14 protein-coding genes are annotated in these 21,524 nt (G+C 69.3%); all 14 read left to right on the top strand.

Annotated features, from left to right (window positions below; translation table 11 throughout):
* Window positions 1-142: 142 nt before the first annotated feature.
* Window positions 143-529 (top strand): 50S ribosomal protein L7/L12, encoded by a 387-nt coding sequence (gene rplL, locus AB0J52_RS01305; protein WP_500179544.1) that lies wholly within the window; start codon window positions 143-145, stop codon window positions 527-529.
* A 727-nt stretch (window positions 530-1,256) separates the two neighbouring features.
* Window positions 1,257-2,336, top strand: coding sequence for an ABC transporter ATP-binding protein (locus tag AB0J52_RS01300; protein ID WP_500179543.1), 1,080 nt, complete (start codon window positions 1,257-1,259; stop codon window positions 2,334-2,336).
* Window positions 2,336-3,232, top strand: coding sequence for an MlaE family ABC transporter permease (locus AB0J52_RS01295; RefSeq protein ID WP_500179542.1), 897 nt, complete (start codon window positions 2,336-2,338; stop codon window positions 3,230-3,232). Before AB0J52_RS01300 ends, AB0J52_RS01295 begins: the two co-directional genes overlap by 1 nt.
* Window positions 3,233-3,234: 2 nt before the next feature.
* Window positions 3,235-4,083, top strand: a complete 849-nt coding sequence (locus AB0J52_RS01290; RefSeq protein ID WP_500179541.1) for an MlaE family ABC transporter permease — start codon at window positions 3,235-3,237, stop codon at window positions 4,081-4,083.
* A 7-nt stretch (window positions 4,084-4,090) separates the two neighbouring features.
* A complete protein-coding gene (locus AB0J52_RS01285; protein WP_500179540.1) occupies window positions 4,091-5,458 on the top strand; it encodes an MCE family protein in 1,368 nt (455 codons plus the stop codon).
* A complete protein-coding gene (locus AB0J52_RS01280; RefSeq protein ID WP_500179539.1) occupies window positions 5,455-6,492 on the top strand; it encodes an MCE family protein in 1,038 nt (345 codons plus the stop codon). Before AB0J52_RS01285 ends, AB0J52_RS01280 begins: the two co-directional genes overlap by 4 nt.
* Window positions 6,493-7,551, top strand: a complete 1,059-nt coding sequence (locus AB0J52_RS01275) for an MCE family protein (RefSeq protein WP_500179538.1) — start codon at window positions 6,493-6,495, stop codon at window positions 7,549-7,551.
* Window positions 7,552-7,575: 24 nt separating this feature from the next.
* A complete protein-coding gene (locus AB0J52_RS01270) occupies window positions 7,576-8,856 on the top strand; it encodes an MCE family protein (RefSeq protein ID WP_500179537.1) in 1,281 nt (426 codons plus the stop codon).
* Window positions 8,853-10,181, top strand: coding sequence for an MCE family protein (locus AB0J52_RS01265; RefSeq protein WP_500179536.1), 1,329 nt, complete (start codon window positions 8,853-8,855; stop codon window positions 10,179-10,181). The genes AB0J52_RS01270 and AB0J52_RS01265 overlap by 4 nt, the downstream gene beginning before the upstream one ends.
* Window positions 10,178-11,638 carry an MCE family protein gene (locus AB0J52_RS01260; protein ID WP_500179535.1) on the top strand — a complete coding sequence of 487 codons (1,461 nt, stop codon included), beginning with the start codon at window positions 10,178-10,180 and terminating at the stop codon, window positions 11,636-11,638. Before AB0J52_RS01265 ends, AB0J52_RS01260 begins: the two co-directional genes overlap by 4 nt.
* Before the next feature lie 58 nt (window positions 11,639-11,696).
* Window positions 11,697-12,227 (top strand): Rv1363c family protein, encoded by a 531-nt coding sequence (locus AB0J52_RS01255; protein WP_500179534.1) that lies wholly within the window; start codon window positions 11,697-11,699, stop codon window positions 12,225-12,227.
* Entirely contained in the window at window positions 12,224-13,324 is a 1,101-nt protein-coding gene (locus AB0J52_RS01250; RefSeq protein ID WP_500179533.1) for an Rv1363c family protein, read from the top strand. Before AB0J52_RS01255 ends, AB0J52_RS01250 begins: the two co-directional genes overlap by 4 nt.
* A gap of 604 nt (window positions 13,325-13,928) precedes the next feature.
* On the top strand, window positions 13,929-17,405 hold the full coding sequence (gene rpoB / locus AB0J52_RS01245) for a DNA-directed RNA polymerase subunit beta (RefSeq protein WP_500179532.1): 3,477 nt from the start codon (window positions 13,929-13,931) through the stop codon (window positions 17,403-17,405).
* Window positions 17,406-17,426: 21 nt separating this feature from the next.
* Window positions 17,427-21,305 (top strand): DNA-directed RNA polymerase subunit beta', encoded by a 3,879-nt coding sequence (locus AB0J52_RS01240; protein WP_500179531.1) that lies wholly within the window; start codon window positions 17,427-17,429, stop codon window positions 21,303-21,305.
* Window positions 21,306-21,524 lie beyond the last annotated feature (219 nt).

Here is a 21,524-nt window from a genome sequence, read left to right as displayed (position 1 = left end):
CGAGGCTCCGGCTGCCGCCGACGCCGCCGCCGAGGCTCCGGCCGAGGCCGCTGCCGACGAGGCGTCCGAGTAACGGTCCGTCCGGACTGAGACCCGCGGTCATCACTGACCACACGTACCAAGCCATAGCGGAGGAAACATCATGGCGAAGCTCAGCACCGAAGAGCTGCTCGACGCTTTCAAGGAGATGACCCTTCTCGAGCTCTCCGGGTTCGTCAAGGAGTTCGAGACCACGTTCGACGTCAAGGCCGCCGCCCCGGTCGCCGCCGTCGCCGCCGCGCCGGGTGGCGCCGCCCCGGCCGCCGAGGCTGAGGAGCAGGACGAGTTCGACGTCATCCTCGAGTCGGCCGGCGACAAGAAGATCCAGGTCATCAAGGAGGTCCGCGCCCTGACCTCCCTCGGCCTGAAGGAGGCCAAGGACCTGGTCGACAGCGCGCCGAAGCCGCTGCTGGAGAAGGTCAACAAGGAGGCCGCGGAGAAGGCCAAGGAGGCCCTCGAGAAGGCCGGCGCCTCCGTCACGGTCAAGTAAGACCCTCCAAGGACTCTCTCAGAGCGTCTTTCGCGCGAGGCGGTCGTCCCACATCGGTGGGGCGGCCGCCTCGCCGCATTCCCGGGGGTCGCCTTCGCGGGCGTCCGCGCGGCATCCGCGCCCGCGCGCGAGCCGTCACATCGCCGTCTTCGCCCTTGGTCGCGGCGAAGGGCGGTTTTGGGTTCGTGCGGGCCGCATGTGGGCTCGCGCGGGCTGCCGCGGGACTGCGTCAGAGTGTGCGCGATGTGAGCGCCGGAGTGGGGCGAAGTTATCCACAAGTGAGCGCACCGGTTGTGCCCGCTCTCGCACCGCGCGTAGCGTCTCGTTCGTCAGGGGAATCACGGGAGTTCCTCCGAGTCCCGAAAGTTCCTCTGATACCTGCCTTGAAGTGCTGGTTCTTGGACCAGTAGTCTCACCCGCGATGTAAGTAACGATTGTCTTACGACGTCGCCTTTCGTCGCTGTTGCGGGCTCGTGCCTCTTCCATTTCGGGCATGGACCGCTACGGTAGTGGCACCCGTCACGGCTACCGGACGGTAGTAACCGGCCCGGCACGCGAGGTCACGGCGGACGTCATGGCGGCGACCGGCGAGCCGGCGGACGCGACGGACAACAACCGAAACTGCACGGCGATCCCGTCCGCGGCGCGGCGGCTCGGGACCGCACCCCGCCTGAGTGCTACTCGCTCATTGGTTCCGGATTCCCCCGGCCTGGACGAAAGGTGACGAGTGGGCGTCGAAATCAGAGTCGAGGGGCTGACCAAGTCCTTCGGCCGCCAGGTCATCTGGCAGGACGTGTCGCTGAGCATTCCCGCAGGAGAGATCTCCGTCCTCCTGGGCCCGTCCGGCACGGGCAAGTCGGTCTTCCTCAAGTCGCTGGTGGGGCTGCTGAAGCCCGACCGCGGCCACATCTACATCGGCGACCGCGACCTGCCCTACCTCCCCGAGCACCAGCTCTACGAGACCCGCAAGCTGTTCGGCGTGCTGTTCCAGGACGGCGCCCTGTTCGGGTCGATGAACCTGTTCGACAACATCGCCTTCCCGCTGCGCGAGCACACGCGCAAGACCGAGGCCGAGGTCCGCCGGATCGTCCTGGAGAAGATGGACCTGGTCGGCCTGATGGGCGCCGAGGGCAAGCTGCCCGGCGAGATCTCCGGCGGGATGAAGAAGCGCGCCGGCCTGGCCCGCGCGCTCGTCCTGGACCCCGAGATCCTGCTGGTCGACGAGCCCGACTCCGGCCTCGACCCGGTCCGCACCGCGTTCCTGAACCAGGTGTTCATCGACCTGAACGCGCAGCTCGACTGCACCTTCCTGATCGTCACCCACGACATCAACACCGCGCGCACCGTCCCGGACAACATCGGCCTGCTGTACCAGCGGCACCTGGCCATGTTCGGGCCGCGCGAGATGCTGCTGTCCAGCGAGGAGCCGGTCGTCCGGCAGTTCCTCAACGCCAGCAAGGTCGGCCCGATCGGCATGTCGGAGGAGAAGGACGCCTCCGAGCTGGAGGCCGAGGCCAAGATGGGCCTCGACTCCGGCAAGCTGCCGCCGATCCCGCCGCAGCAGATGCCGAGCAACGGCCTGGTCCGGCGCGGCCAGCACGCGCCCGGCGCGTGGTGCGCGGCGCACGGGGTCACCCCGCCGCCCGGCTCGTTCGTGGACGAGCTCGGCCGCAACTGGGTCGACGAGTGGCCGCGCTACGTGGCGTCGATGCAGGCCGGACAGGCCGTGGGCGCGGGCGGCGTCACGCCGCCCGGCGGCCCCGGCTTCCCGCCCCCCGGACCCGGACCGGGCGGTGCCGCGCACTGATGACGACCGACGGCATCACCCCGGGGGGCATCGGGGGATCGTCCCCCTCGGGTAGTTCGACCCCCCGGCGCGCGCGCCGCGCCGGGGGAGGCAAGGGCGGTACCGCCACCCTCCGCAAGATCTCCGACGGCGCGGTGAACGTCGCCGTCAAGGAACCCGGCCGCTTCTTCGCCCACTGCCTGGACACGCTCCGGGCGGTGTTCCGGTGGCCGTTCCAGTGGCGCGAGTTCATCGAGCAGTCCTGGTTCATCGTCAGCGTCACGGTGATCCCGACCATGCTGGTCGCGATCCCGTTCGGCGGCATCCTCTCGCTGCAGGTCGGCGGGCTGATCCGGCAGCTGGGCGCGCAGTCCTACACCGGCGCGACCGCGGTGGTCGCGATCGTCCGCGAGGCCAGCCCGCTGGTGACCTCGCTGCTGGTCGCGGGCGCGGCCGGCTCGGCGATGTGCGCCGACATCGGCTCGCGGAAGATCCGTGAGGAGATCGACGCGATGGAGGTGCTGGGCATCAACCCCCTGCACCGCCTGGTCGTCCCGCGGATGTTCGCCTGCGCGTTCATCGCGCTGTTCCTCAACGGCCTGGTGTCGGTCGTCGGCCTGATCGGCGGCTACGTGTTCAACGTGATGCTGCAGAACGGCACGCCGGGCGCGTACCTGGCGTCGTTCAACGCCATCGCGCAGCTGCCCGACCTGCTGCAGGCCGAGTTCAAGGCGTTCGTGTTCGGCATCACCGCCGGGCTCGTCGCGGCCTACAAGGGCCTGAACGCCAAGGGCGGCCCCAAGGGCGTCGGGGACGCGGTCAACCAGACCGTCGTCATCACCTTCATGCTGCTGTTCGTGGAGAACTTCATCATCTCCACGCTGTACTTCCAGTTCGTCCCGTCGAAGGGCATGTGAGCATGGCCGCCCAAGGAAGGACGGGAAAGGCCGTCAGGACCGCCGTCAACGCGCCGCTGTCGCGGCTGGACGACTTCGGTCACCAGATGTCGTTCTACGTCCGGGCGTTCGCCTGGACGTTCCGGGTGCTGCGCCGCTACCGCACCGAGGTGCTGCGGCTGCTCGCCGAGGTGTCGCTCGGCACCGGCGGGCTCGCGGTGATCGGCGGCTCGGTGGTGATCGTCGGGTTCATGACGTTCTTCACCGGATCGCAGGTCGGCCTGCAGGGCTTCAACTCGCTGAACTCGATCGGCGTGTCGGCCTTCACCGGGTTCGTCGCGTCCTACTTCAACACCCGTGAGATCGCGCCGCTGGTGTCGGCGCTGGCGCTGTCGGCGACGGTCGGCTGCGGGTTCACCGCGCAGCTCGGCGCGATGCGGATCTCGGACGAGATCGACGCGCTGGAGGTCATGGCCGTCCCGTCGATGCCGTTCCTGGTGACCACCCGCATGATCGCGGGGATGGTCGCGGTGATCCCGCTCTACGTGGTGGGCCTGCTGGCGTCCTACGGCGCGACCCGGATCATGGTCACGCTGTTCTACGGGCAGTCGACCGGCACCTACGACCACTACTTCCATCTGTTCCTGCCACCGAACGACATCCTGTGGTCGTTCGGCAAGGTCATCATCTTCTCGGTGCTGGTGATGCTGATCCACTGCTACTACGGCTACAACGCCAGCGGCGGCCCCGCGGGCGTCGGTATCGCGGTCGGCCGTGCGGTCCGCACCAGCATCGTCGTGATCAACGTGGCCGACCTGATGCTCGGCATGGCCATCTGGGGTTCCAGTATGAACGTCCGGATCGCGGGGTGACCGGGCGATGACCACACCCCCCGCCCCCGCCCCCACTCCGACCCCCGCGCCGCCGCCGCAGCGCACCGGGCTCAGCCAGCGCGCGCGGTACCGGCTGCTCGGCCTCTCGATGGTCGTCGTGATCATCCTGCTGTGCGTGCTCACCGTCGGCTTCTACGAGAAGGCCTTCACCCCCGTGCTCAAGGTGCGGGTGGAGGGCGCCCGCGCCGGGCTGCAGCTGCTGCCGCACTCGGACGTGAAGGTCCGCGGCCTGATCGTCGGCGAGGTGCGCGGCACCCGCGCCACGGCGGGCGGCGCGACCCTCGACCTGGCGCTCGACCCGGACAAGGCCAAGCTGATCCCGGGCAACGTCCAGGCGCGGCTGCTGCCGAAGACGCTGTTCGGCGAGAAGTACGTCGACCTGGAGATCCCGGCGCAGGCCGGGCCGCTCGGGCTGAAGCGCGGCCAGGTCATCCAGCAGGACCGGTCGCAGGCCGCGATCGAGATCGACCAGGTGCTCGACAAGCTGCTGCCGCTGCTCCAGGCCGTCCGGCCGGAGAAGCTGAACACGACCCTGAACGCGCTGGCGACGGCGCTGCAGGGCCGCGGCGACCAGATCGGGCGCGACCTGGAGCAGGCCGACTCGCTGCTGGCGAAGGTCAATCCGCAGCTCGGCACCCTGGTGCACGACCTGAACGCGCTGTCGGCGACGTCCGAGATCTACGCGGACGCCACCCCCGACCTCATGCAGGCGCTGCGCAACCTCAACGTCACCAGCAAGACGATCACGGACAAGAAGCGGCAGATCGAGGACCTGATCCCGATGGCCACCGGGTTCGCCCGCGACGGCTCCCGGTTCATGCAGGAGAACGGTCCAAAGATCATCGGCTTCAACGTGGCGAACCGGCCCGGCCTGGAGCTGCTGTCGTACTACTCGCCGTCGCTGCCGTGCGTGTTCAACACCTTCGAGAAGATCAAGCCGGAGATGGAGCGGGTCGCCGGCGCCAACGGCGGCACCACCTTCAACCTCACGATCGAGATCGTGAAGCCGCGCCCGGCGTACAAGTACCCGCTGGACCTGCCCGAGGCCAAGGACCGGCGCGCCCCGCGCTGCTACAACCTGCCGAACCCGAAGGTGCCCTTCCCGGACTACCTCGCGCGCGACGGCACAGAGGACGACCTGTGGTGGAAGAACCCCGATCCGGCCAACGCCCCCGCCGGCGGTCGCGGCCGGGCCGTCTCGGACGTCTTCGTGGACCCGGGTTCCATGACTGAGAAGGACAAGATCAAGAGCATCGTCGGACCGGCCACCCGCACCCCCGCGGACCAGGTCACCGACGCCGTCCAGCTGTGGTGGGGCCCGCTCATGCAGGGATCGGTGGTGAACGTCCGATGAGAGGCAGGACGCTCTCCGCCGGCATCAAGCTGGTGATCTTCGTGGTGCTCACCTCGCTGGCCACCGGCGTGCTGGCGATGACGATCAGCAACCTGCGGTTCGCCGACAAGCGCAGCTACAAGGCGCTGTTCACCGACGTCACGGGCCTGCTCGACAAGGACGACGTGCGCGTCGCGGGCGTCCGCGTCGGCCAGGTCGAGAAGATCAGGCTGACCAGGAACAACCAGGCCGAGGTCACCTTCTCGGTGGAGAAGGGCGGCGTGTTCGCCGCCGGGCTGCCCGCGTCCACGCAGGTCAACGTCCGGTACCGGAACCTCATGGGGCAGCGCTACCTGTCGCTGAGCGAGGGGCCGGGCACGGTCGGGCAGACGCTGCGTCCGGGCGCGACCATCCCGGCGGCGCAGACCCACCCGGCGCTCGACCTGACCGTCCTGTTCAACGGGTTCCGGCCGCTGTTCAAGGCGCTGGAGCCGAAGGAGGTCAACAAGCTGGCGTTCGAGATCGTGCAGACCTTCCAGGGCGAGGGCGGCACGGTGAACAGCCTGCTCGGGCACGTCGCGTCGCTGACCAACACCCTCGCCGACCGGGACCGGGTGATCGGCGATGTGATCACCAACCTGAACAGCGTGCTCGGCACGATCGACGAGCGGCACCAGCAGGTGGAGCGGGTCGTCGGCGACCTGCGGTCGCTGGTCAGCGGGCTGTCGAACGACCGGGAGGCGATCTTCCAGTCGGTGGACGCCATCAACGGCCTCACCGGCACCACCGCCGACCTGCTGAAGGACGCGCGGCCGGACCTGAGGACCGACATCGCCGGGCTGCGGCAGCTCGCCACCACGTTCGACCAGAACCAGGACGCGCTGAACACCCTGTTCCAGCGCAGCCCGCTGCGGCTGCAGCGGCTGGTGAACATCTCGTCCTACGGGTCGTGGTTCAACATGTACATCTGCGGCCTCGACGCGCGGGTGCGGCTGCCGGGCGGTCCGGTCTTCCAGACCCCGGCGATCGTGAACGAGAACGCGAGGTGCAAGTAGATGAGGATCCCCTTCCGGGAGCGCAACCCGGTCCCCATCGGGCTCATCGCGTTCGCCGTGATCATCGTTGCGCTGCTCGTCGCGATGAACCTGGAGCGCATCCCGTTCGTCGTGGGCGGCAGCACCCACACCGCCTCGTTCACCGAGGGCGCCGGGCTGAAGTCCGGCGAGGAGGTGCGGATCGCGGGCGTCAAGGTCGGCAAGGTCGAGTCGCTGGCGCTGCAGGGCGACCACGTCAAGGTCACCTTCCGGGTGAACGACGGGGTCCGGCTGGGCGACCAGACCCGCGCCGAGATCAAGATCAAGACGCTGCTCGGCTCGCACTTCCTGGCCCTCGACCCGCGCGGGACGGGACGGCTCGGCAGGAACATCCCGGTCGAGCGGACGGCGACGCCGTTCGAGGTCGTCCCGGCGATCAGCCAGCTCAGCCGGCAGATCAGCCAGATCGACCACGCGCAGGTCGCCAAGTCGTTCAACGTCCTCGCCGACACGTTCAGGAACTCCGGGCCCGAGGTGCGCGCGTCGCTCCAGGGGCTCCAGCGGCTCTCCAGGACCGTCGCCTCGCGCGACGACCAGCTGCACGAGCTGGCCGGCAAGGCCAAGAGCGTCTCCCAGCTCCTCGCCGACCGCAACCAGGACTTCGCCAAGCTGATCCAGGACGGCGACAAGGTGCTGGCGGCGGTGCAGGCGCGGCGGACGGTGATCCACCAGCTGCTGGTGAACACCGTGGCGCTCTCGGAGCAGGTGAACGCCGTGATCCGGGAGAACCGGGCCCAGCTCAAGCCGATGCTGGACAACCTCGCGAGGGTGACCGCGCTGCTCGTCCGCAACCAGGACAACCTGGACAAGATCATCAAGTTGTTCACCCCGTACGCGCGGCAGTTCAGCGACGTCACGGGCACCGGGCGCTGGTTCGACAGCTACATCCAGAACCTGCTCCCGATCCCGGCCTCCATCCAGAACCCGCCGTCCGGAAGCGGGCAGCAGGGCACCGGACGGCAGGGCAACGGCCAGCCGGGCGGCGGCAAGAACAACAACCCGTTGCCGTTCCTCCCGTGATCGCGACCAGGCAGGTACACCACCGTGCGTAACTCAGGACTGATCCTCCGCGTCGGCGGGGCGGCGCTCGCCCTGGCCGTAGTGGCGGCCGCGGTCGTGCTGCTGCTGCGCGAGCCCAAGCAGAAGCACGTGACGGCGTACTTCACCCGCAGCGTCGGCCTGTACAAGGGCGCGGACGTGCGGATCCTCGGCATCCCGGTCGGCAAGGTGACCAAGGTCCAGCCGGTCGGCCCGGCGGTGAAGGTCGAGATGACCTACGACGCCAAGTACAAGGTGCCGAGCGACGCCTTCGCGGTCATCGTCAACCAGACCCTCGTCGCCGACCGGTACGTCCAGCTCGCCCCCGTCTACAAGGGCGGCGCGACGCTGCCGGACCGGACGACCCTGACCACGGCCCGCACCCAGGTGCCGGTCGAGGTGGACGAGGTCGGCTCCAGCCTGAGCGACCTCAGCAAGGCGCTCGGGCCGCAGGGGGCGAACAAGGACGGCGCGCTGTCCCGGCTGCTCCAGGTCGGCGCCGACACCCTGCGGGGCACCGGCGACGACGTGAACTCCACCATCCACGACTCGTCCAAGGCGCTGAGCACCCTCAGCCAGGACCGCGAGGACGTGGCCAAGACGATCGCCAACCTCCGGGTGATCACCGACACGCTGCGCCAGAACGACGACCAGGTGCGGTCGCTGACCGGGCACCTGAACTCGGTGTCCGGGCAGCTGGCGGGGGAGAAGGACGACCTCACCGCCGCGCTGCGCACGCTCGGGCCGACGCTGCGCAACGTCCAGCAGTTCCTGAAGGAGAACCGGGAGGGCCTGTCGACCAACGTCCGGCAGCTCGCCCAGGTCACCGGGACGCTGGTCAAGGAGAAGGACTCCTTCGCCGAGCTGCTCGCGGTCGCCCCGCTGGCCATCAACAACCTGGCCCGCGCCTACGACCCGATCAGCGGCACCATCCACAACCGCGCCGACCTGCGCCAGTTCCACGACCTGGCCGACTGGGTGTGCTCGCTGGCCTACTCGGTCGGCGCCCCGCCCAAGCAGTGCCTGGACTTCGTCCGGCCCTACAACGGCATCGGCAAGGCGCTCACCGGCCTCAGCCTCGACCTGTCCTGGATCACGGCGCTGACCACGCACTACGACCCGGTCCCGATCCCGCCGGACGCCTACGGGCCCGGCGAGGAGCGCCCGACCACCAAGCAGAAGACGGCCAAGACGGCCAAGACGGTCGCCGGCAAGACCGGGACGACCGGCAAGCCGTCCACGAACAAGCGCGACTTCACCGCCCTGCTGCCGGGAGGTACCCGATGACCCGCCGGTCGTTCCGGTCTCCCCTCGGCCTCGCCCGGCTCCGGCCGCCCGCGGGCCGCCGCCGGACGTTCGGGACGCCGGTCCGGCTGGGCGCGGCCGCGCTGGCGGGCGCGGCGGCCCTGTCCGGCTGCTCGTTCCGCGGCGTGGACTCGATCCCGCTGCCCGGCGGCCCGGACCTCGGCCCCCACCCGCGGACGGTGAAGGTCGAGTTCGGCAACGTGCTCGACCTCGTCCCGCAGTCGGTGGTCAAGGTCAACGACGTGTCGGTGGGGAAGGTCGACAAGATCCAGCTCGGCGGCGGGCAGGCCGGCTGGCACGCCGTCGTCACGGTCAAGATCCGCTCGGATGTGCGGCTGCCCGAGAACACCTACGCCCGGATCGGCCAGACGTCCCTGCTCGGCGAGAAGTTCGTCGAGCTGGACGAGCCGCCGGTCGGCGAGCCGGCCCGCGGCCGGCTGAGCGGCGGCGCGGTGATCCCGCTGTCGCGCACCACCCGGTCCACCGAGATCGAGGAGGTCCTGTCGGCCATGTCGCTGCTGCTCAACGGCGGCGGGCTGGAGCAGGTCACCACGATCACCCGGGAGCTGAACGCCGCGATGAACGGCCGCGAGGCGACCATCCGGTCGGTCCTGGAACGGATCAACACCTTCGTCGGAACGCTCGACCGGAACCGCCCGGCGATCACCAAGGCGCTGGACTCGCTCGACCGGCTCACCACCAAGCTGGCCGCCGAGCGCAAGACGATCAAGGCCACGATCGACACCACCGGCCCGGCGATCACCGTCCTGAAGGACAACCGCGCCGACCTCACCGAGATGCTGGTCGCGCTGGACAAGCTCAGCCGCACCACCACGAGCGTGGTGAACCGGTCGAAGGACGACCTGCTCGCCAACCTCCGGGCGCTCGACCCGCTGCTGCGCAACCTGAACAAGGCGGGCGGCAACCTGCCGCGCAACCTGGAGACCCTGCTGAGCTACCCGTTCCCGCCGACGTTCGGCAACGTCATCCGGGGCGACTACGGCAACGTCCGGCTGACGCTCGACCTGGACTTCCAGAGCATCGCCCACAACCTGCTGGGCGGCACCGACCTGGAGGGCCTGGCGGGCGGCCAGCAGATGCGGTCGATGCTGAAGGTCCCGAACGTGACGCTGCCGCGGACGCCGCTCGGCATCCTGCCGCAGCTGCCGTCCACCGGCGGCCTGCCCGGCCTGGGCGGCAGGACCGGCCAGCCGAGCCAGCCCGGCAAACAGCCGGCCAAGCCGAAGCCGAAGGCGCTCCAGGGCCCCGGTGACCTGTACACGCTGATGACCGGGGGGCTGTCGTGATCCTCAAGCGCGGCGTCAAGATCCAGCTCATCGCGTTCGCCCTGATCACGATCATCGGCATCACGATCGTGTCGGTGAACTACATCGGGGTCGGGAAGAAGGCGCTAGGCCGGCAGTACTACGCCTACGTCGACCTGAGCGACTCCGGCGGCGTGTTCACCAACGCCGAGGTCACCTACCGCGGCGTCCCGGTCGGACGGGTCGGGCCGATCCAGCTCACCCGGGACGGCATCAAGGTCAAGCTGCTGCTCGACAAGGGCCACCGGATCCCGCGCGAGGGCACCTCCGCCGTCGTCGCGAACCGGTCGGCCGTCGGCGAGCAGTACATCGACCTGGAGCCGAGCCGGGAGAGCGGCCCCTACCTCGACCAGGGCAGGCCGTACACGATCCCGCGGCAGCTCACCCGGCTCCCGGTGTCGACGGCGGAGCTGCTGCGCAACGTCGACCAGCTCGTCGGCTCGGTGGACCCGAAGAACCTCGGCACGATCGTGGACGAGCTGGACAAGGCGTTCTCCGGCACCTCCACCGACCTGCAGAAGATCCTCGACGACACCGACCGGATCCTGAAGACGGCGAACCGCGCGTACCCGGACACCAAGGCCCTGCTCGACAACAGCCGCGTCGTCCTGGACACCCAGGCCGCCGAGGGCGCCAACATCCGCGGCTTCGCCCGCAACCTCAACAGCCTGAGCGCGGCGCTCCGGGACAACGACGGCGCGATCCGCGACGACATCGCCGCCGCCCCCGGCGCGATCACGCAGGCGGACGGCACGATCAAGGACCTGGCCCCCACCCTGCCGGTGATGCTGGCCAACCTGACCACCACCGGGCAGATCATCGCCTCCCGGCGGGCCGGGCTGCGGTCCCTGATGATCCTCTACCCGGTCACGCTGGCCGGTGTGTTCACGGTGATGCCGGGCGACGGCACCCAGCACCTCGGCCTCGCCCTCAACATCGACTCGCCGCCCCCCTGCACCGTGGGCTACGAGAAGACCCCGCACCGCTGGCCCCAGGACACCCGGGACCGCATGCCCGACCTGAAGACCGGGTGCAAGGCGGCGCACAACGCCCCGACCGACGTGCGCGGCGCGCGGAACTTCCCGAAGAGCGCCATCGAGCCGGCCCCGAAGGTCCCGGCGGGCGCCACCGACGGCGCCGGCTTCCCGGCGGGCGGCGCGTCGGGCAGGACGTCCGACGCGGCGGGCAAGAGGGACGACGACCGGACGTCCGCCGCGGGCGCCGGCTCGGCGCCCAGCCCGATGGGCCAGGTGACCGGCATCAACGTGCCGGTGGCGAACGGCACCGTGGAACTCGCCGGGTACGATCCTTCGACCGGCGTGGTCTACGGACCGGACGGCCGCCGCTACGGCCTCGGCAACACCGGGGGACAGCAGCGCCTCCTCGGGGACGCCTCCTGGAAGATGCTCCTGCTCGGCCCCCTGATGGGCGGGAAGTGAACCCGCCCGGCCGCGGCCGGGAGCGAACCCCTCACAACGCGACGAAGGAGACGACGCTATGAAGTACGGCGCGACCGACGCGGTCGACGCCGCGGCGTCGCGGGGCGGGGGCGGCGTGTCGATCGCCGCCGTCGTCCTGGGAGTGCTGGCCGCCGCCCTCGCGGTGGCGACGGCGGTCGTCGGTGTCCAGTACTGGTCCGCGGACCGGCACGACGGCGACCGGAAGGCCGTCCTGCAGTCGGCGCGGCAGACCGGGGTGAACCTGGCGAGCATCGACTACAAGACCGTCCAGAAGGGCATCGAGCGGGTCACCAGCGGGATGACCGGCGACATCAAGAACCAGTGGGCCACGCAGGCCAAGCAGATCGCCGACATCGCCACCAAGTCCCAGTCGACCTCGTCGGTCCAGCAGGTCCGCGCGGGCATCGTGTCGATGGACGGCGGCTCGGCCGAGGTGCTGGTCTCGATCACCGCGACGACGACCAGCCCGAAGGTGCCCAACGGCCAGCCGCGCTACTACCGGTTCGCCATGGACATGTCCAAGATCAAGGGCAAGTGGCTCGTGTCGAAGATGGGGATGGTCCCGTGACGACCGACATCAGCGCCGAGGAGCGGGCCCGCCGGGCCCAGGAGGCCAAGCTCAAGGCCGAGATCGCCCGCCGGATGGCCGAGGAGGCCGCCCGAGAGGCCGAGGAGGCCGAGCGCGCGGCGGAACAGGCTGCTAAGTCCGGGGACGCCCCGGAAACGCCGGAGAAGCCCGCTGAGGCCCGTACAGCGGGCACATCCGCGGCGCCGGCCGACGACGCCGAGCCCGCCGAAGACGCGAAGCCCGGCGACGACGCGAAGCCCGACGCGAAGGCGGCCACGGACGAGGACGCCGAGGCGTCCGCCGACTCCGGGACGGTCGCGGACGAGCCGAAGCCCGCCGGGGACGAGACCGACGCGGACGCCACGGCCGACACGGACGCCAAAGCCGACACGGACGCCAAAGCCGACACGGACGCGGACGCCGAGAAGCCCGAGACGCCGAAGGACGAGGAGGCTTCCGAGGCGCCCGGCAAGAGCGGCAGGAAGCGGAAGTCCCGCGCCAAGATCCTCGCGGTCGAGGACGGCGACGCGGACGCGGACGCCGCGCCCTCGGACGAGGCTCCGAAGAAGGCGGCCAAGACCGCGAAGCCCGCCAAGGGCGGACGGAAGGGCGGGTTCTTCGCCTCGGTCGGCGGCACGGTCTGGGCCCTGATCGCCGTGAACATCGCGCTGGCCGCCGGCCTGACCGGGTTCCTGGTCGGCAAGTCGCACATCACGGGCGGCGACAAGGAGAGCAAGCAGGTCCAGTTCGCCGCGACCCGCGCCGCCGAGGACATCTCGTCCTACGACTACCGGACGATCGACTCGGACCTGAAGCGCGCCGCCGACCACACCACCGGCAACTTCAAGACCCAGTTCGACCAGCAGATCACGCAGGTCAAGAGCAGCGCCAAGCAGCAGCAGGCGGTGGTCGAGGGCCAGGCGGTGAAGACCGCCGTGGAGAGCGTGGACGGGGACAAGGCGATCGCGCTGGTCTACCTCGACCAGACGACCGCCAAGCAGGCCACCGCGTCCCGCACGCCGAACCAGTACACGCTGCGCATGGTCATGAAGAAGACCAAGGGCAAGTGGCTGGTCTCGGACCTCCAGATGCTCTGACCCGCGACCGCCGCCCGCGACCCGGCTCCCGGATCCGCGACACGCCCGGGCCGGGTCTCCGGACCACCGCGGGACCGGCCTCCGGGACCGGCCCCCCGGACCCCCGGAACGGGGCCGCGAGGACCCCGCGCGGACACGCCGGAGACCCCCGTCCCGCCCCGCCGAACCGCCCCGAAAAGGCTCGGCGGCGGGCCCGGAACCAGAGGCCGCGAAGGCCCGCCACGTCGAGCGATCTCCCCTCCCGGGGCGGTCGCTCGACGCGTTTCGGCACGCCGTCGCGCCGCCATCGTCAGGCCGTCCCCGGGAGGGCTCTAAACTATGGCCTTCCTCACTGCAGGTCAGAGCCCGAAAAGTCCAAGTGCGCTCTTGACTAGTCGGGTCGGACGAGCGATGCTCGCAGGCAACTGTGATGCATACTGCGGCGCTGGAGTTGCGAGCGGTGTGGTTGTCGACTACACTGCCCCTTTGCGCTGCCCTCTGACTATTCACCTGCGAGAGCACTCCTGCCATGGTCCGTTTTGGACCTCATCGTGCCGGTCTCGCAACCTGAATCGTCTGGCGTGCGTGTCGTCAGTTACGCCGCGAGCCCTCGGAAGGACCACTCTTGGCAGCCTCGCGCAACGCCTCGAATACCGCAACCGGTCCGAACCGCGTCTCCTTCGCGCGCATCAAGGAGCCGCTCGAAGTCCCGGACCTCCTTGCCCTTCAGACCAACTCCTTTGACTGGTTGCTGGGTAACGAGAGGTGGAAGGCCCGGGTCGAGGCGGCCCAGAAGGCCGGTAGTAAGAGCGTCCCGACGCAGTCGGGCCTCGAAGAGATCTTCGAAGAGATCAGTCCCATCGAGGACTTCTCCGGGACCATGTCCCTCTCGTTCCGGGACCACCGGTTCGAGCCGCCCAAGTACTCCGCCGAGGAGTGCAAGGACAAGGACATGACCTACTCCGCCCCCATGTTCGTCACGGCGGAGTTCATCAACAACACCACCGGTGAGATCAAGAGCCAGACGGTGTTCATGGGCGACTTCCCGCTCATGACCTCCAAGGGCACCTTCATCATCAACGGAACCGAGCGGGTCGTCGTGTCCCAGCTCGTCCGCTCGCCCGGCGTCTACTTCGACCGCGCGCTCGACAAGGCCAGCGACAAGGACATCTACGGCTGCCGGGTCATCCCCAGCCGCGGTGCCTGGCTGGAGTTCGAGATCGACAAGCGCGACAACGTCGGCGTCCGCATCGACCGCAAGCGCAAGCAGCCCGTCACGGTGCTGCTGAAGGCGCTGGGCTGGGACGAGGCGCGCATCCGCGAGCGCTTCGGCTCCTACGAGTCGATCAACATCACCCTGGAGAAGGACCACACCTCCGGCCAGGACGACGCGCTGCTGGACATCTACCGCAAGCTGCGTCCGGGCGAGCCGCCGACGAAGGAGTCGGCGCAGACCCTGCTGGAGAACCTGTACTTCAACCCGAAGCGCTACGACCTGGCCAAGGTGGGCCGCTACAAGGTCAACAAGAAGCTCGGGCTGGAGCTGGAGACCAACCAGGGCACGCTGACCGAGGACGACATCGTCGGGACGATCGAGTACCTCGTCCGCCTGCACGCGGGTGAGGAGGAGGCGTCGCTCGGCGGCGCGTCCGTGCCGATCGAGGTCGACGACATCGACCACTTCGGCAACCGCCGCCTGCGCACCGTCGGCGAGCTGATCCAGAACCAGGTCCGGCTGGGCCTGGCGCGCATGGAGCGGGTCGTCCGCGAGCGGATGACCACCCAGGACGTCGAGGCGATCACGCCGCAGACCCTGATCAACATCCGGCCGGTCGTCGCCTCCATCAAGGAGTTCTTCGGCACCAGCCAGCTGTCGCAGTTCATGGACCAGACCAACCCGCTCGCGGGCCTGACCCACAAGCGCCGCCTGAACGCGCTGGGTCCGGGCGGTCTGTCCCGTGAGCGCGCCGGCATGGAGGTCCGCGACGTCCACCCGTCGCACTACGGCCGCGCCTGCCCGATCGAGACGCCGGAAGGCCCGAACATCGGCCTGATCGGCTCGCTCGCCGCCTACGGCCGGGTGAACCCGTTCGGCTTCGTCGAGACCCCGTACCGCAAGGTCGTGGACGGCCAGGTCACCGACCAGGTCGACTACCTGACCGCCGACGAGGAGGACCGCTTCGTCGTCGCCCAGGCGAACTCGCTGCTGGACGACGAGGGCCGGTTCACCGAGCCCCAGGTCCTGGTCCGCAAGAAGGGCGGCGAGATCGAGCTGATCCCGCCGCACGAGGTCCAGTACATGGACGTCTCGGCGCGCCAGATGACCTCGGTCGCGACCGCGATGATCCCGTTCCTGGAGCACGACGACGCCAACCGCGCGCTCATGGGCTCCAACATGCAGCGCCAGTCGGTGCCGCTGCTGCGCAGCGAGGCGCCGCTGGTCGGCACGGGCATGGAGTACCGCGCCGCCGTCGACGCCGGTGACGTCATCGTGGCCGAGAAGGCCGGCGTGGTCGAGGAGGTCTCCGCCGACTACGTGACCGTCATGAACGACGACGGCACCCGCAACACCTACCGGGTCGCCAAGTTCAAGCGGTCCAACCAGGGCACCTGCTTCAACCAGAAGCCGATCGTGTTCGAGGGCCAGCGGGTCGAGGTCGGCCAGGTCGTCGCCGACGGCCCCTGCACCGACACCGGTGAGATGGCGCTCGGCAAGAACCTCCTGGTGGCGTACATGCCGTGGGAGGGCCACAACTACGAGGACGCGATCATCCTGTCGCAGCGCCTCGTGCAGGACGACGTCCTGTCCTCGATCCACATCGAGGAGCACGAGGTCGACGCCCGGGACACCAAGCTCGGCCCCGAGGAGATCACCCGGGACATCCCGAACGTCTCCGAGGAGGTCCTGGCGGACCTGGACGAGCGCGGCATCATCCGCATCGGCGCGGACGTCGTCCCCGGCGACATCCTGGTCGGCAAGGTCACCCCGAAGGGCGAGACCGAGCTGACCCCGGAGGAGCGGCTGCTGCGCGCGATCTTCGGTGAGAAGGCGCGCGAGGTCCGCGACACCTCGCTGAAGGTGCCGCACGGCGAGCAGGGCAAGGTCATCGGCGTCCGGGTGTTCTCCCGCGACGAGGGCGACGAGCTCCCGCCCGGCGTGAACGAGCTGGTCCGCGTCTACGTGGCCCAGAAGCGCAAGATCACCGACGGCGACAAGCTGGCCGGCCGGCACGGCAACAAGGGCGTCATCTCCAAGGTGCTGCCCGTCGAGGACATGCCGTTCCTGGAGGACGGCACGCCCGTCGACATCGTGCTGAACCCGCTGGGCGTCCCCGGCCGTATGAACGTCGGCCAGGTCCTGGAGTCCCACCTCGGCTGGGTCGCCAGCCAGGGCTGGAAGGTCGAGGGCGACGACGCCGAGTGGAAGCGCGAGCTCCGGGAGATCGGCGCGGACGAGGCCGAGCCCTGGACCCGTGCCGCCACCCCGGTGTTCGACGGCGCCCGCGAGGACGACGTCACCGGCCTGATCAGCTCGACCCTGCCCAACCGGGACGGCAACCGCATGGTCGGCCCCGGCGGCAAGGCCCGGCTGTTCGACGGCCGCACCGGTGAGCCCTACCGCGACCCGATCGCGGTCGGCTACACCTACATCCTGAAGCTGCTGCACCTGGTGGACGACAAGATCCACGCGCGTTCCACCGGCCCGTACTCGATGATCACCCAGCAGCCGCTGGGCGGTAAGGCGCAGTTCGGCGGCCAGCGCTTCGGTGAGATGGAGGTGTGGGCCCTGGAGGCGTACGGCGCCGCCTACGCCCTGCAGGAGCTGCTCACCATCAAGTCCGACGACGTCCTCGGCCGCGTGAAGGTGTACGAGGCCATCGTCAAGGGCGAGAACATCCCCGAGCCCGGCATCCCCGAGTCCTTCAAGGTCCTCATCAAGGAGATGCAGTCGCTCTGCCTCAACGTCGAGGTGCTTTCGAGCGACGGCATGTCCATCGAGATGCGTGACACGGACGAGGACGTCTTCCGCGCCGCGGAAGAGCTCGGCATCGACCTCTCCCGCCGCCCCAATGAGGGCGCGATGAGCGTCGACGAGGTCTGATCAACTCCAAGGGGAAACAAGTTGCTTGACGTCAACTTCTTCGACGAGCTTCGCATCGGCCTCGCGACCGCCGACGACATCCGCCAGTGGTCGCACGGCGAGGTGAAGAAGCCGGAGACCATCAACTACCGGACCCTCAAGCCGGAGAAGGACGGGCTCTTCTGCGAGAAGATCTTCGGTCCGACCCGCGACTGGGAGTGCTACTGCGGCAAGTACAAGCGCGTCCGGTTCAAGGGGATCATCTGTGAGCGCTGCGGCGTCGAGGTGACCCGTGCCAAGGTGCGCCGTGAGCGGATGGGCCACATCGAGCTGGCCGCGCCCGTCACGCACATCTGGTACTTCAAGGGCGTGCCGTCCCGGCTGGGCTACCTGCTCGACCTGGCGCCCAAGGACCTCGAGAAGATCATCTACTTCGCGGCCTACATGATCACCAGCGTGGACGCGGAGCGGCGTGACCGCGACCTGCCCACGCTGGAGGCCCACATCTCGGTCGAGCGCCAGCAGATCGAGCAGGCCCGCGACGCCCAGGTCGAGGGGCGCCAGCAGAAGCTGGAGTCCGACCTGGCGGAGCTGGAGGCGGCCGGGGCCAAGGCCGACCAGAAGCGCAAGGTGCGCGACAGCGCCGAGCGCGAGATGAAGCAGCTGCGCGACCGCGCCCAGCGCGAGCTGGACCGGCTCGACGAGGTGTGGAGCCGCTTCAAGAACCTCAAGGTCCAGGACCTCGAGGGCGACGAGCTGCTCTACCGCGAGATGCGCGACCGGTTCGGCAAGTACTTCGAGGGCGGCATGGGCGCCGCGGCCATCCAGGCCCGGCTCCAGAACTTCGACCTCGACGCCGAGGCCGAGAAGCTGCGCGAGATCATCCGCACCGGCAAGGGCCAGAAGAAGGCCCGCGCGCTCAAGCGGCTCAAGGTCGTCTCGGCGTTCCTGAACACCCGCAACAGCCCGCTCGGCATGGTGCTGGACTGCATCCCGGTGATCCCGCCGGACCTGCGTCCGATGGTGCAGCTGGACGGCGGCCGCTTCGCGACCTCCGACCTGAACGACCTGTACCGCCGCGTGATCAACCGGAACAACCGGCTCAAGCGTCTGCTCGACCTCGGCGCGCCCGAGATCATCGTGAACAACGAGAAGCGGATGCTGCAGGAGGCCGTCGACGCGCTGTTCGACAACGGCCGCCGCGGCCGTCCGGTCACGGGTCCGGGCAACCGTCCCCTGAAGTCCCTCAGCGACATGCTGAAGGGCAAGCAGGGCCGGTTCCGCCAGAACCTGCTGGGCAAGCGCGTCGACTACTCCGGCCGTTCGGTCATCGTCGTCGGCCCGCAGCTGCGCCTGCACCAGTGCGGTCTGCCCAAGCAGATGGCGCTGGAGCTGTTCAAGCCGTTCGTCATGAAGCGGCTGGTCGACCTCAACCACGCGCAGAACATCAAGTCCGCCAAGCGGATGGTCGAGCGCGCCAAGTCGGTCGTGTGGGACGTCCTCGAAGAGGTCATCACCGAGCACCCGGTGCTGCTGAACCGCGCGCCGACGCTGCACCGCCTGGGCATCCAGGCGTTCGAGCCGCAGCTGGTCGAGGGCAAGGCCATCCAGATCCACCCGCTGGTCTGCACGGCGTTCAACGCCGACTTCGACGGCGACCAGATGGCGGTGCACCTGCCGCTGTCCGCCGAGGCGCAGGCCGAGGCGCGGATCCTGATGCTGTCGACCAACAACATCCTGAAGCCGTCGGACGGCAAGCCCGTCACCATGCCCACCCAGGACATGGTCATCGGCCTGTACTGGCTGACGACGCAGAAGGACGGCGCGGTCGGCGAGGGCCGGGCGTTCGGCTCGATCGCCGAGGCGATCATGGCCTACGACCGGCGCGAGCTGGACCTGCAGGCCAAGATCCAGCTGCGCTTCAAGGACGTCCCGCCGCCGCGCGAGTGGGTCGCCCCGGAGGGCTACGAGCCCGGCCAGGCGTACCGGCTGGAGACCACGCTCGGCCGCGCGCTGTTCAACGAGACGCTGCCGGCGGACTTCCCGTTCGTCGACGCCGAGATCGGCAAGAAGCAGCTCTCCGCGATCGTGAACGAGCTGGCCGAGACCTACCCCAAGGTCGAGGTCGCCGACGCGCTGGACGCCCTCAAGAGCACCGGTTTCCACTGGGCCACCCGGTCCGGTGTGACCATCTCGATCGAGGACGTCATCACGCCGCCGAACAAGGCCGCCATCCTGGCCGAGCACGAGCGTGACGACGCCAAGGTGCAGCGCGAGTACAACCGCGGCCTGATCACCGACGACGAGCGCAAGCAGGAGCTCATCGGGATCTGGAACAAGGCCACCGCCGAGGTCGCCGCCGACATGGAGAAGGCGTTCCCGAAGGACAACCCGATCTGGATGATGATCCAGTCGGGCGCCCGCGGCAACCCCCTCCAGCTGCGGCAGATCGCCGGTATGCGCGGTCTGGTGTCCAACCCGAAGGGTGAGACGATCCCGCGTCCGATCAAGTCGTCCTTCCGCGAGGGCCTGTCGGTCGTCGAGTACTTCATCTCGACGCACGGCGCCCGCAAGGGCCTGGCCGACACCGCGCTGCGGACCGCCGACTCGGGTTACCTGACCCGTCGTCTGGTGGACGTCGCGCAGGACGTCATCGTCCGGGAGATCGACTGCGGCACCGACCGCACGATCGCCTTCCGGGTCGCCGACCGCGCCGCCGACGGCACCCTGGTGAAGCCGGTGCAGTCGGAGACCAGCCTGGTCGGCCGGACGATCGCCGAGGACGTGACGGTGGACGGGACGGTCATCTTCCCGGCCGACACCGACCTGTCCGACACGGTGATCACCCGCCTGGTCGAGGCCGGCGTGGAGGAGGTGCGGACCCGTTCCGCGCTCGTCTGCGAGGCCAAGATCGGTGTCTGCGCCGCGTGCTACGGCCGCTCGCTCGCCACCGGCAAGCGGGTGGACGTCGGCGAGGCCGTCGGCATCATCGCCGCCCAGTCCATCGGTGAGCCGGGTACGCAGCTGACCATGCGCACCTTCCACACCGGTGGTGTCGCGGGTGGTGACATCACCCACGGTCTGCCGCGTGTCCAGGAGCTCTTCGAGGCCCGCATCCCCAAGGGTGTGGCCCCGATCTCCGAGGTCGCCGGCCGGATCAAGATCGACGAGACCGAGAAGACCCGGAAGATCATCGTGGTGCCGGACGACGGCACCGACGAGATCGCCTACCAGGTCCCGATGCGGGCCCGGCTGTCGGACGGTGTCTTCGAGGGCGCCCACGTCGACGTCGGCCAGCAGCTCATCGTCGGCGCGCAGAACCCGCACGAGGTGCTGCGCATCCTCGGCCCGCGCGCGGTCCAGCTGCACCTGGTCCACGAGGTCCAGGAGGTGTACCGGTCGCAGGGTGTGTCGATCCACGACAAGCACATCGAGATCATCGTCCGCCAGATGCTCAAGCGGGTGAACATCCTCGAGTCGGGCGACACCGACCTGCTGCCGGGCGACCTGGTCGAGCGGCCGATGTTCGAGGAGACCAACCGCTCGGTGGTCGCCGAGGGCGGCAAGCCCGCGGCGGGCCGTCCGGTCCTCATGGGCATCACCAAGGCCTCGCTCGCGACCGAGTCGTGGCTGTCGGCGGCGTCCTTCCAGGAGACGACCCGGGTGCTCACCGAGGCGGCCATGCACGCCAAGAGCGACCCGCTGCTCGGCCTCAAGGAGAACGTCATCATCGGAAAGCTCATCCCGGCCGGTACCGGCATGCCGCAGTACCGCAACGTCCGGGTCGAGCCGACCGAGGAGGCGAAGGCCGCGGTCTACTCCGTCGGTTCCTACGACGACGGCGCGGACTACTCGTTCGGGCAGGGCTCCGGCGAGGCCGTTCCGCTGGAGGAGTACGACTTCGGTCAGTACAACCGCTGAGCGGCCCCGGCCGGCGGCAGCCGGTCGAGTGGTGGCGGTCAGTGAGTTGAGTGACAGTGGTCAGTGAAAGGCCCCCGCTTCGGCGGGGGCCTTTTCACGTCCTGGCAAGGTCGGTTCCGCCTGGTCGCGTCCGCTTCGCGGGATCCGCTCGCCTGCCGTGTCGCGTCCGGCCCGGCGCCCCCATCCGTCACCGGCCGTTCCATATCGGCCGGGTGGCGG

It is taken from the genome of Spirillospora sp. NPDC049652 (genome assembly GCF_040675125.1).
Taxonomy (GTDB): Bacteria; Actinomycetota; Actinomycetes; order Streptosporangiales; family Streptosporangiaceae; genus Spirillospora.
Note: the sequence above shows the minus strand (reverse complement) of the source record. Positions and strands in the feature narration are given on the sequence as shown.